General features: G+C 54.6%; 13 protein-coding genes. All 13 read left to right on the top strand.

The genetic code is table 11. The features are described 5' to 3' along the window. The first annotated feature begins 29 nt into the window (after window positions 1-29). The 13 genes from AC13H5_RS08670 to tdh all read left to right on the top strand — a co-directional run bounded on the left by AC13H5_RS08670 (window position 30) and on the right by tdh (window position 12,709). Window positions 30-581: a cob(I)yrinic acid a,c-diamide adenosyltransferase gene (locus tag AC13H5_RS08670; RefSeq protein WP_034777834.1), complete on the top strand. Its 552-nt coding sequence runs from the start codon at window positions 30-32 to the stop codon at window positions 579-581. An 8-nt stretch (window positions 582-589) separates the two neighbouring features. Continuing rightward, window positions 590-1,828 (top strand): EF-P 5-aminopentanol modification-associated protein YfmF, encoded by a 1,239-nt coding sequence (gene yfmF, locus AC13H5_RS08665; protein WP_483545619.1) that lies wholly within the window; start codon window positions 590-592, stop codon window positions 1,826-1,828. Beyond that, entirely contained in the window at window positions 1,825-3,084 is a 1,260-nt protein-coding gene (yfmH, locus tag AC13H5_RS08660; RefSeq protein ID WP_483545618.1) for an EF-P 5-aminopentanol modification-associated protein YfmH, read from the top strand. The genes yfmF and yfmH overlap by 4 nt, the downstream gene beginning before the upstream one ends. Then, window positions 3,081-3,776, top strand: coding sequence for an elongation factor P 5-aminopentanone reductase (gene ymfI / locus AC13H5_RS08655; protein ID WP_214791946.1), 696 nt, complete (start codon window positions 3,081-3,083; stop codon window positions 3,774-3,776). Before yfmH ends, ymfI begins: the two co-directional genes overlap by 4 nt. A 97-nt stretch (window positions 3,777-3,873) precedes the next feature. Continuing rightward, window positions 3,874-4,650, top strand: coding sequence for a YmfK family protein (locus tag AC13H5_RS08650; RefSeq protein WP_034777827.1), 777 nt, complete (start codon window positions 3,874-3,876; stop codon window positions 4,648-4,650). Between the two features lie 27 nt (window positions 4,651-4,677). After that, window positions 4,678-5,550 (top strand): helix-turn-helix domain-containing protein, encoded by an 873-nt coding sequence (locus AC13H5_RS08645; RefSeq protein ID WP_034777825.1) that lies wholly within the window; start codon window positions 4,678-4,680, stop codon window positions 5,548-5,550. A 31-nt stretch (window positions 5,551-5,581) separates the two neighbouring features. Next, window positions 5,582-6,160: a CDP-diacylglycerol--glycerol-3-phosphate 3-phosphatidyltransferase gene (pgsA, locus tag AC13H5_RS08640; RefSeq protein WP_021067614.1), complete on the top strand. Its 579-nt coding sequence runs from the start codon at window positions 5,582-5,584 to the stop codon at window positions 6,158-6,160. A gap of 70 nt (window positions 6,161-6,230) precedes the next feature. After that, window positions 6,231-7,457 (top strand): competence/damage-inducible protein A, encoded by a 1,227-nt coding sequence (locus tag AC13H5_RS08635; protein ID WP_483545617.1) that lies wholly within the window; start codon window positions 6,231-6,233, stop codon window positions 7,455-7,457. 76 nt (window positions 7,458-7,533) lie between these two features. After that, window positions 7,534-8,583 (top strand): recombinase RecA, encoded by a 1,050-nt coding sequence (gene recA / locus AC13H5_RS08630; protein ID WP_021067612.1) that lies wholly within the window; start codon window positions 7,534-7,536, stop codon window positions 8,581-8,583. Window positions 8,584-8,770: 187 nt separating this feature from the next. Beyond that, a complete protein-coding gene (gene rny / locus AC13H5_RS08625; RefSeq protein WP_029595337.1) occupies window positions 8,771-10,333 on the top strand; it encodes a ribonuclease Y in 1,563 nt (520 codons plus the stop codon). Window positions 10,334-10,381: 48 nt separating this feature from the next. Continuing rightward, the gene (locus AC13H5_RS08620) at window positions 10,382-11,176 is read left to right on the top strand and encodes a TIGR00282 family metallophosphoesterase (protein WP_034777819.1); all 795 of its coding nucleotides are present in this window, start codon (window positions 10,382-10,384) and stop codon (window positions 11,174-11,176) included. 26 nt (window positions 11,177-11,202) lie between these two features. Continuing rightward, entirely contained in the window at window positions 11,203-11,463 is a 261-nt protein-coding gene (locus AC13H5_RS08615; RefSeq protein ID WP_012726477.1) for a stage V sporulation protein S, read from the top strand. A gap of 169 nt (window positions 11,464-11,632) precedes the next feature. Further along, window positions 11,633-12,709, top strand: coding sequence for an L-threonine 3-dehydrogenase (gene tdh, locus AC13H5_RS08610; RefSeq protein WP_483545616.1), 1,077 nt, complete (start codon window positions 11,633-11,635; stop codon window positions 12,707-12,709). Window positions 12,710-12,716 lie beyond the last annotated feature (7 nt).

Raw genomic sequence — 12,716 nt, 5'->3', positions numbered from 1 at the left:
ACCATTTGTGGCATCAAGGAGGAAATGACATGAAACTGTACACACGAGGCGGGGACAAAGGGGAAACATCACTTATCGGCGGACGTGTCTTAAAGATTCATCCGCACATCCAGGCGATGGGGCTGTTAGATGAATTGAACAGTCAGATTGGGCTCGCGCTCGCCCATCAGACAGACGAGACGCTCCGGTCCCAGCTGACGAAGATTCAACATGATCTATTCGATCTCGGCTCGGAGCTCATGTATACTGAGACGCCGCCACAACAAGTCGATTTGACAATCGTCACCGAGCTCGAGACGTGGATTGACGAACTTGAACCGAAATGTCCGGAGCTCGTCCGTTTCATCTTGCCGGGTGGCAGTGTCGGTGCGGCGAGCCTGCACGTGGCACGTACCGTCTGTCGCCGTGTCGAACGGGAACTCGTCAACGTCGACGCCGCCGCTCGTCAGCTCCCGTACTATAACCGGCTGAGCGACTATTTGTTCACCGCGGCCCGTTACGCCAATGTCGTGGCCGGAGTTCCCGATCAAGAATACGCCCGCGGTGCGGACGTGTTCAAAACGAAAAAGAAAAAGGAGTAGATCAACTTATGAAAGGAATCGAACAATTCCAACAACGTCTGCATTATTCGGTCTACCCGACCCAAAAATTTAAAACGACGACATGCCTCGTCTCATTTGCGGCCCCACTGTCGGCTGAGACGATTGCCGACCGGGCTTTACTGCCGTATGTGATGGAGAAAGCGACCGAAGCCTATCCGTCGATCGAATTGTTTCATACGCCGCTCGAACAATTATATGACGCGAGCCTTTACGCCGGAGCGTCGAAAGTCGGCAAAGAACATGTCATCCAGTTCCAGCTCGAAGTCGTGAGCGATGCGCTCGTCGGCGAACCGGTGCTCAGTGAGGCGATCAAGCTGCTCGAAGAAGTACTCCTTCGTCCGAACGCCTATGACGGGGCGTTCCAACCGCTCATCGTCGAACAGGAGGCCCGTCTCCAGCGTCAGCGCATCGAATCGGTATACGATGACAAGATGCGCTTCGCCCAGCAACGTCTTCAAGAACTGCTCGGCGGCGAACTCGCCATCCAGTCGCTCGGTACACTCGAACAGTTGGATCACGTGACGCCGAAGACGCTCTTTGATGCCTATACCTCGATGATCCGTCACGATCGTGTCGACGTCTACGTCGTCGGCGACGTGAGTCGTGAGCAAGTGACTGCCGCGTTCGCGCCGCTCGAAGGGCTCGGGGAACGAATCGTCCGTGAGTATCCACAGCCGGTCGACCGTGAGTTTCAGCGCCTCGAGGAACATCAAACGATCAATCAGAGCAAATTGCACCTCGCCTATCAAGTCGACGTCGACCCGCGCAGTGAAGATGCTGTCCGGATGCAAGTCGTCAATGGACTGTTCGGCGGCTTCCCGCACTCGAAACTGTTCATGAACGTCCGGGAGAAAGAGAGTTTGGCCTACTATGCCGCCTCGCAGTACAGCTCACTCAGCCGGATGTTATTCGTCTATGCCGGGATCGATGCCTCGAACCAGGCGAAGACCGAGGCGATCATCGCCGACCAACTCGCCGACCTCCAAGCAGGGACGTTCGAGGACGGGACACTCGAACAGACGAAAGCGATGCTGTACCATCAACGTCGTCAACTCGGGGACAACCCGCGCCAATTGATCGCTTGGATGAGCGGCTCGGACATCCGTCCGTTCTCGCTCGAGGAAGAGATGGCCATCATCGAGCGGACCTCGCGGGATGATGTGGCCGCGCTCGCCAAGGGCCTGGACTTACAGGCTGTCTATTGTTTAAAGGGGGGAACTGTATGAAACTCGATTTTCCAAACGTCGGAGAAACGCTCCATCACACCGTCCTCGAGAACGGATTGACGGTCTATTTATTGAAGAAGAGCGGTTATGAGAAGACGTATGCCACGTTCACGACGAAATATGGTTCGATCGACCGTCGCTTTAAAACGGAAGATTGGGTCGACGTGCCAGACGGGATCGCCCATTTCCTTGAGCATAAGATGTTCGAAAAAGAAGACGGCGACGTGTTCCAACAGTTCGGACGCCTCGGCGCGTCGGCGAACGCGTTCACGTCGTTCACCCGGACGGCGTACTTGTTCGGTGCGACGTCGAACGTCGGCGAAAACTTGAAGACGTTGATCGACTTCGTCCAAGCGCCGTACTTCACGGAGGCCTCGGTCGAGAAAGAGAAAGGGATTATCGGCCAAGAGATTCAAATGTATCAGGACAACCCGGGCTGGCGCCTCTACTTCGGTTTGATTGAGGCGATGTATGCCGAACATCCGGTCAAAATCGATATCGCCGGCACGATCGAATCGATTAGCGCCATCACGGCCGACGATTTATATCGCTGTCACGAGGCGTTTTACCATCCGAGCAATATGGTGCTGTTCGTCGTCGGCAATATCGACCCTGACGCTGTCCTTGCCGAGATTACCGCCAATCAGGCGGCGAAGACGTTTGATGCGCCGCTATTGACGGCGCGTGAGATGGTCGAGGAGCCCGAGACGGTCCATATGACGGAACGGGTCATCGAGATGGACGTCTCGGTCCCGAAAGTGATGATCGGCTATAAAGATACGCCACGCCCCGGTAAAGAGGGCATGAAGCAAGAGCTCATCGTCGAGCTCCTCATGCACGCCTTGTTCGACACGACGGCACCGCTCTATGCGGAACTGTACGCCGAAGGATTGATCGATGACGCGTTCTCGTTCGACTATACGTCAGAAGAGACGTTCGCCTTCGCCGTCCTGTCAATGGAGACGCCGCACGTCGAGACGTTCGTCGACCGGATCACGTCCGCTCTCGAGCGTCCGCTCGAACTCGGCGGCGAGACACTCGATCGCAAGAAGCGCATGATGAAAGGACAGTTTTTGAAGGCGCTCAACTCACCAGAGTTTATCGCCAACCAGTTCTCACGCTACGCGCTCAGCGGCGGCAACATGTTCGACATCCCGGACTTGCTCGATGCGATCACGCTTGACGACCTGTATGCGGCGTACGACCGTCTGTTCGAAGCCGATCATCGGACGGTCTGTGTCGTCAAGAAACCGTGACGACGCTCATCACGGGAGCGAGCGGAGCGATTGGCCGTGCCGTCGCGCTAGCGTTTCGAGACGATGCACTCATTTTGCAGGCGCATTCGCAAACGGAGTCGCTTCGTGCGTTCGTTTCACACGAACAGTTGACGGCAGACGTCGTCACGTGTGACCTCGACGATGAGGCCGGACTCGAAGCTTGGCTCGAGACGCTCGGACCGGTCGACCGCCTCATCCATGTCGCCGGTAATCATGCCTACGGTCTGCTCGTCGATCAGTCACTTCTCGAGCTCGATCGGCTGTATCGCATCCATGTCCGCTCGATGGTCCGTCTCGTCCAGCACGTCGTCGGGCAGAAACCGTATGACCGCCCGCTCGACATCGTCGTCGTCTCGAGTGTCTGGGGCGAGGTCGGTGCGGCCGGAGAAGTCCTCTATTCAACGGTCAAGGCCGCCCAGCTTGGATTCGTCAAAGCGTTCGCGCGCGAGGCCGGACCGTTTCACGTCCGCATCAACGCGGTCACGCCGGGGTGGATTGACACCCCGATGAATGATACGGTAGAAGAGACGAAACAAGACGTTCGGGATGAGATTCCGCTCGGCCGGTTAGGAGGCCCAGGGGAAGTAGCGGAGACAATCCGCTTCCTCTGCTCTCCGGCAGCCGCATACATGACCGGCACCGTGCTTCGGATCGACGGCGGTTGGGTGTGAAACTTTGTTGGCTCGGTTGAAACGAGTTCTTTTCAATTCTTCTAAAATAATTTAGAATGAACAAGGTAGCGAGCACACATCAGAAAGGGTGGACGAGATGGATCATAAGTTCGAAGAATGGTATCTCGAATATGAACTTTGCCAAAATCGACCCGGTATCCTCGGGGATATCGCCTCACTGATGGGGATGCTTCAAATCTCAATCGTGACGATCAACGGCGTCGATCTACAGCGCCGCGGCATGCTGTTAAAGGCACCGGCGGCCGATCACGTCCATCGTTTGGAACATATTTTGCGCAAGATGGAAGCCATCGTCGTCATCAAGCTCCGGCGCCCGAAACTTCGGGACCGGATCGCAATTCGACACGGACGTTACATCGAGCACGATAACGATGACAAGAAGACGTTTCGTTTCGTGCGTGAGGACCTGGGTGTCCTCGTCGATTTCGTCGCCGAACTGATGAAAGAAGAGCGGCATTTGTTGATCGGCGTGCGCGGCAACCCGCGTGTCGGAAAGACCGAGTCGATTGTGGCAGCGAGCGTCTGTGCGAACAAGCGCTGGCTATTCCTGTCCTCGACGCTCATGAAGCAGACGGTGCGGACTTCGCTGTTCGAGGAAGAACGCGAAGGAGACCACGTCTACATCATCGACGGTGCCGTCTCGACGCGGACGATGGATGAACGCCATCGGCAATTGATTCGCGAAGTCATGCGGCTTCCGTCTGTCAAAGTCATCGAGCACCCAGATCTTTATGTGCGCAACACCGACTGTGTGTTCGAGGACTTTGATTACATCATCGAACTACGGAACTCACAAGATGAGGAGATCATTATTCCTCAAGAGACACATCGTGAGGCAGAATGGTTTGAATAACTACTTGAATGGAAGGTGTGGACCCCTGTGACAGAACTAGGGACTTTTTTGAAACAAAGGCGTGAGGCGAGCGGTTTGACGCTCGACCAAATCCAGCAGACGACGAAGATTCAAAAACGCTATATCATCGCGATCGAGGAAGGTGATTACAAAAATCTCCCTGGCTCGTTCTATGCACGGGCGTTCATCAAAACGTACGCGGAATCGTTAGGGCTTGATGTCGATGAACTGTACGAGACGTATGCGAAAGACTTGCCGAAAATCGAGCCGCAGCCGACCGTTCAATTGTCGCGAAAACAAACCTACTCGAAAGCCTCGGAAACGTCGAGCCGTGTCTCGCGTTGGGTACCGAAAGTCATGCTCGTGCTCGTCGCGTTCCTGTTGATGACGGCCGTCTATTACGTCGTCCGAAACCTTGATTTTGGTGATCAAAACGCGTCACCGGCCGAGCCGTCGAACTCGGGTGTGACGATTGACCAAAATAAGGACGTCCCGAAAGAGGAACCGGTTGAAGAAGAACCGGTCGAGGAAGAGCCGGTCGAAGAAGAGCCTGCTGAAGAGACGGGGCCGATTGCGGTCGCGTCGACGAGCGGAGCTGATCTCACGTACGAGATTGCGACAGCCGATAAGTTGACGACGGAGATCCATGTGAAAGAGTCGCCGGCGACGTATGTCGGCGTCCGAGACACATCACTCGAAGGACCGTTCCTCGCTCCGGAATATCCGAACCAATCGAAACAAAACCCGATTGTCATCGAGGACGCGGAGACGGATACGCTTCGCATCCGAATCGGCTTGATCGGTGGGGTCGAGAAAATTGTTGTCAATGGCCGGGAGCTTGAATTAGCCGACTCGCCGGTCACACAAAATATATTTGTAAAGAGAGTCGACGCAGAATAAGTTGACTCTCCTTCTAGAGGAGGAGTTCTCGATGAACCTACCTAACCGTTTGACGATGTTACGGGTGTTGCTCATCCCCGTGTTCGTCGTCTTACTCGCCGTAGATTTTGATTGGGGAGACATCGCTTTCCTCGGGGCGGACGTACCGCTCCATCAATTCATCGCCGCGGTCATCTTTACGATCGCCGCTATTACTGACTGGCTTGACGGACATCTCGCCCGCAAGCACAACTTGGTCACCAACTTCGGGAAGTTCATGGATCCGCTCGCTGACAAACTACTCGTCACGGCGGCACTCGTCCTGCTCGTCGAGATGGACCTCGTCGCGGCTTGGGTCGTCGTCGTCATCCTATCGCGTGAATTCGCGGTGACGGGGTTACGTCTCGTGGCTGCCGATGAAGGAATCGTGGTCGCGGCCGGAAAGTCGGGCAAAGCGAAGACATGGGTCCAACTCTTTGCCATCATCTTCCTGTTGTTCGGTAATCCGATTTTCAGCTATGTCGGCATCCCGTTCGGTGAATGGGCGATGTGGCTCGCGCTCGTCTTGACGATTTACTCAGGGGCCGAATATTTTGCACAAAATTACAAGATCATTGTAAAGTCGATGTAACCGTCGGCACAGACGAGTTGTTCAGCTTGGCCGAACAGCTCGTTTTTTTTATTTGGGGGGAGGAATTCGGATGAAACGGACCGAAATCATTGCGGTAGGCTCTGAACTGCTCTTAGGGGAAATCACCAACACGAACGCCCGTTACTTGTCAGAACAGCTGTCGAAATACGGACTGTCCGTCCTGTATCATGTAGTCGTCGGGGATAACCGGGAGCGTCTGAAAGCAACGCTCGAAGAAGCGAAGGCCCGGAGCGAACTCGTTATCGTCACTGGCGGACTTGGCCCGACGGCCGATGATATCACGAAGACGACGCTTGCCGACGTGATCGGCCGCCCACTCGTCCGCGACGAGCCCTCGCTCGAGACGATTCGTCGTTTTGTCGCCTCGCGCGGACGGACGATGAACGAAGGAGACGCTCGTCAGGCCGACGTCTTATCCGGGTCCGAAGTACTTGACAACCCGGTCGGTCTTGCGCCCGGCATGTGGATTGAAGGGGAGACAACATGGCTCTTACTGCCTGGCGTACCGTGGGAAATGAAAGCGATTGTCGAGTCCGCGTTCCCGAACAAGTTCACGGGTGCGACGATTCATTCCGAGTCACTTCGGTTTTATGAAATCGGCGAGTCCGCGTTAGATGAGGCGGTGGTCGATTTAACGACCGGTGCCAATCCGACGGTCGCCCCATATGCCGAGTCGGGTGAGTCACGGCTTCGAATCAGTGCTCGGGCCGAAACGGAATCCGAGGCGCGGCAAATGGTCGACCAGGTAAAACGGGACATTTTAAATCGGGTCGGCCGGTATTACTTTGGTTCCGATGAGGAGACGCTCGCTACCCATTTGATTCGAGAGTTGCAAGCGCGCAATGCCACACTGTCGATTGCCGAGTCGCTCACCGGCGGTCAGGCCCAAGCGATGCTCACGGCCGTGCCGGGGGCATCCTCGGTGTTCAAAGGTGGGGTCGTCACGTACTCGGACGAGCTAAAAAATAGGTTTTTAGGGGTGTCCCTTGATACAATTGAGTCACACTCGGTCGTCTCAAAAGAAGTCGCCTTTGAAATGATCCTCGGTTTGATTCGTCAGACCGGGACGGATTATGGACTGGCGTTCACTGGAGAAGCCGGACCCACGTCAAGTTCGGGTCAACCGGTCGGCAAAGTGTTTATCGGTATCCGGTCACCGGCCGGGATTGACGTGATTGAACGTAACTATCCACATCAAGAGCGGCACGTCATTCAAGCCCGAGCGACAAAAGACGGAATATGGGCGCTCCTTCAACAAATGAAAAAAGGCGAATAAACGTTCGCGAAAAACTTGTGTATCGTTCTCGGTTCGCTTATAATGAAAGTATCAATCAAAGGAGGCTCATTAATCTATGAGTGATCGTAAACAAGCGTTAGAAATGGCATTACGCCAAATTGAGAAACAATTCGGTAAAGGCTCAATCATGCGCCTTGGTGAAAATACAGATCAGCAAGTTTCCGTTACCCCATCAGGCTCAATCGCCCTTGACATCGCCCTCGGTGCCGGTGGCTACCCACGTGGTCGTGTCATCGAAGTGTACGGACCTGAATCGTCAGGTAAGACGACGGTGGCGCTTCATGCCATCGCTGAAGTTCAAAAGCGCGGCGGGCAAGCAGCCTTCGTCGACGCCGAGCACGCGCTCGACCCGAAATACGCCCAAAACCTTGGCGTCAACATCGATGAGTTGCTCTTGTCTCAACCGGATACAGGGGAACAAGCCCTTGAGATCGCGGAAGCCCTCGTCCGCTCTGGTGCGGTCGATATCCTCGTCGTCGACTCGGTTGCGGCACTCGTTCCGAAAGCCGAGATTGAAGGGGAGATGGGAGACTCACACGTCGGTCTTCAAGCCCGCCTCATGAGCCAAGCGCTCCGTAAATTGTCTGGTGCGACGAACAAGTCGAAGACGATCGTCATCTTCATCAACCAAATCCGTGAGAAAATCGGAATCATGTTCGGTAACCCGGAAACGACACCTGGTGGTCGTGCCCTCAAGTTCTACTCGTCGGTCCGTCTCGAAGTCCGTCGTGCTGAAACGCTCAAACAAGGCCAAGACATGGTCGGGAACCGGACGAAAATCAAAGTCGTCAAAAACAAGATTGCGCCTCCGTTCAAGACGGCGGAAGTCGATATCATGTACGGCGAAGGCATCTCGCGTGAAGGCGAGCTCATCGACATCGGGGCCGACCTCGATATCGTTCAAAAGAGCGGCGCGTGGTACTCGTACAACGAAGAGCGTCTCGGTCAAGGCCGTGAGAACGCGAAGCAGTATATGAAAGAGAACCCGTCGGTGGCCGCATCGGTCGAAGAACGAATCCGCGACCACTACGGTCTCAATGGTGAAAAGACGGTCACAGTCGAAGCTGACAACGATGACGTCCTCTCGCTTCTAGACGAAGAATAAGCAACGTTTCTCGCCTGACACGGTTCAGGCGAGATTTTTTTAGTATAATTTTTTTGATGAATTGGTAGTTCTATCCTGTCCGTGCATTGCATTCTAACAGGTAAATAAGTACAATAAAGCTATACGCGGGCTCGCTCGCGTTTTCATTCATGAAAAAATAAAATAACCTTGCGAAAGGGAGGTGAACATGATGGAATGGCTATTAGAGCTTATTCTGATCCTCCTTTTGCCGATAGCTTTTGTTGCAGGTTTTTTTGTGCGTAAATCGATCGCCGAAGCGAAGATTCAAGGTGCCGAGACGGAAGCGACCAAGATTGTGGAGCAAGCGCGCCAACAATCGGAAGCGATGCAAAAAGAAGCACGGCTTGAAGTAAAAGAAGAGATGATTCAACTTCGCAATGAAACCGAACAAGAATTGCGCGAACGACGTGAAGAGCAGAAAGTGAAAGAAAATCGTTTCGTCCAAAAGGAAGAGCTTCTCGACCGGAAAGCAGACATGCTTGAACGGAAAGAAGACGCCTTGGATGAACGTGAGGCTGCACTCGCGAAACGGAAGCGTGAAGCGGAAACGCTCGAGAGCAAAGTGGAGGAATTATATGAGGAGGCACGCCAAGAACTAGTACGCGTGGCAGCCTTGTCGAAAGAAGAAGCACGGACCATCATCATGGACGAAGCGAAGCAAGAAGCGCTTCACGATGCTGCTCTCCTTCAAAAAGAAATCGAGCAAAAAGCAAAATTAGAAGCTGATAAAAAAGCGAAACACCTCTTGTCTCTCACGATGCAACGTTACGCGGCCGAACACGTCGCCGAGACGACCGTATCAGTCGTCAACTTGCCGAGTGATGAGATGAAAGGACGCATCATCGGACGTGAAGGACGTAACATCCGCACGCTCGAGACGCTCACCGGCATCGACCTCATCATCGATGACACGCCGGAAGCGGTCATCCTGTCTGGATTCGACCCGGTCCGTCGTGAAATCGCCAAGATGACGCTCGAGAAACTCGTTCAAGACGGTCGGATTCACCCGGCCCGCATCGAAGAGATGGTCGAGAAGTCGCGTCGAGAAGTCGATGAGCGCATCCGTGAATACGGAGAAGAAGCGACATTCTCAGCCGGCATCCACGGTGTCCACCCGGACCTCGTCAAGACGCTCGGTCGAATGCGTTACCGGACGAGTTACGGTCAAAACGTGCTCGCTCACTCGGTCGAAGTGGCCCATCTCGCCGGCATGATGGCCGCCGAGCTCGGGGAAGACGTCACGCTCGCCAAACGAGCGGGTCTCCTCCACGATATCGGGAAAGCCATCGACCATGAAGTCGAAGGCAGCCACGTCGAGATCGGTGTCGAGCTCGCCACGAAGTACAAAGAGCATCCGGTCGTCATCAACTCGATCGCCTCGCACCACGGGGACGTCGAAGCGACCTCGACGATCGCGGTTCTCGTCGCAGCGGCTGACGCCTTGTCAGCGGCGCGTCCAGGAGCCCGTCAAGAGACGCTCGAAAGCTATATCCGACGCCTTGAGCGCCTCGAAGCGATTTGTGAGTCGTTCGAAGGAGTCGAGAAATCATATGCCATCCAAGCGGGACGTGAAGTCCGGATCATCGTCCGCCCAGACGTCGTCGACGACGTCGTGGCGAACAAGATGGCCCGCGACATCTGTAAACGGATCGAAGATGAGCTTGATTATCCAGGCCAAATCAAAGTGACGGTCATTCGCGAAACGCGTGCCGTCGATTATGCGAAGTAACAAGAGCGGAGACATTCTCCGCTTTTTCTATTGGAGGAGGACAAAACTATGAAAATTTTATTTATCGGCGACGTGGTCGGAAAACCGGGTCGCGACATCCTGAGTGCCCAAATCGGACGCTTGAAGAGCAAGTACAGCCCGACGTTCATGCTCGTCAACGGTGAAAACGCAGCCAACGGACGCGGTATCACAAAAAAAATCTACCAACAGTTCCTTGAGCTTGGGTTCCATGGCGTGACGATGGGGAATCATACTTGGGACAACCGTGACATCTTCGACTGGATCGATGATGCCGACCGTATCGTCCGTCCGGCCAACTATCCGGAAGGCACACCTGGTGTCGGCATGATGGTGTTGAAACAAGGTGGGAAGAAGCTCGCTGTCATCAATGCGATGGGGACGGTGTTCCTGCCATCGCTTGACTGTCCGTTCCGCACGGTCGATGCCCTCGTCGAAGAAATCCGTGGTGAGGTCGATGCCATCTTCGTCGATATGCACGCTGAAGCGACGAGTGAGAAGATTGCGATGGGCTATCATCTTGATGGACGCGTTCAAGCCGTCGTCGGGACCCATACGCACGTCCAGACCGCTGACAACCGCGTATTGAACAACGGCACGGCATACATCACCGACGTCGGGATGACGGGACCGCTCGATGGGGTGCTCGGCATGGATGCCGAGGTCGTCTTGAGAAAATTCATGACACAACTCCCGGTCCGGTTTGAAGTTGCCGAGGGACGGGAACAACTTAATGGAGTTTTAATTACGATCGATGACCAATCGAAACGAGCCACAAAAATCGAACGCATACACCTAGATGATCAGACCGTATGGTTTGATTGAACAACCTACCCGAGGGGGAAACAAGAATGGACGTACTCAAAGTTTCGGCAAAATCGAATCCTAACTCCGTGGCGGGTGCACTCGCTGGCGTACTTCGTGAAAAAGGAACGTGTGAGATTCAAGCAATCGGCGCCGGGGCGCTCAATCAATCCATTAAAGCGGTCGCGATTGCGCGTGGTTTCGTCGCGCCGAGCGGACTGGATTTGATTTGCATTCCTGCGTTCACCGATATTATGATTGACGGAGAAGAACGAACGGCAATCAAGCTCATCATCGAACCACGATGAGCTTGCGGTCGGGACATAGGTCCTATTCTTGTAAGAGAAGCCATCGGCGCGGATGGCTTCTCTTTTTTGTCTGAAAATATGACGTTCTATCTTCTCAGGTTCGTCATTTTATGACAAGATGAAAGGGAACGTGAAGTTCGATCAAGAGATGAAGAGGGGGACGTTTTCAATGGAACAGCTCGTGTCTATGACAGAGAAGGAAGCAACGACACCTGTGATGAAAGCGATTCAAAAACATACGGCCGGATTCGGGGCGAAGTTGGTCGAAGTGCCAATCCCGACACCAGGAGCCGGGCAAGTGTTGATCAAAGTGAAGGCGACATCGATTTGCGGGACCGATGTCCACATCTATGAGTGGGACGACTGGGCGAAGAGCCGAGTCAAACCGCCATACGTGTTCGGTCACGAGTTCGCGGGGGAAGTCGTGGCGCTCGGGGAAGGTACGAAACGCATCCAAATCGGACAGACCGTATCGGCCGAGACGCATATCGTTTGTCATCAATGCAAACAATGTTTGCGCGGGCAATATCACATCTGTAAGAACACGAAAATCATCGGTGTCGACACGCAAGGCTGTTTCGCCGAGTACGTCGTCATGCCGGAAGAGAACTTGTGGGTCAATCCCGAGTCGATGCCGTCGAAGCTCGCGTCGATTCAAGAACCGCTCGGTAACGCTGTCCATACGGTGCTCGCCAGTGACGTGTCGGCCAAGTCGGTCGCCATCGTCGGTTGTGGACCGATCGGGCTCATGGCCGTCGGTGTCGCCAAAGCAGCGGGCGCGAGCCGGGTCTATGCGATCGATGTCAACCCGTATCGGTTGAAGCTCGCCGAAGACATGGGGGCGGACATCGTCATCAATAGCCTTGAGCAAAATCCGCTCGAGCTGATCATGGATCAGACGGACGGGAACGGCATCGATGTCGTTTGTGAGATGAGCGGGCATCCGGTCGCCATCGACCAGGCGTTCAAGATGGTCACGGCCGGCGGCGATGTCAACGTGTTGTCACTCCCGGCCAAACCGGTCGCGATCGACCTGACACGTGACGTCGTCTTTAAAGGGGTACGCGTCCAAGGCATCACCGGACGCAAGATGTATGAGACGTGGGGCCAAGTGTCGACGCTTCTCGCGACGGGTCAGCTGAACGTCGAACCGATTATCACGCATGTGTTCAAGCTCGAGGAGTTCGAGCAAGGTTTCGAGCTCATGCGGGCCGGGAAATGTGGAAAGGTCGTCTTATTACCATAAACAGGGG

The sequence above is a fragment of the Exiguobacterium sp. FD-YE-25-4 genome (assembly GCF_057004685.1).
Note: the sequence above shows the minus strand (reverse complement) of the source record. Positions and strands in the feature narration are given on the sequence as shown.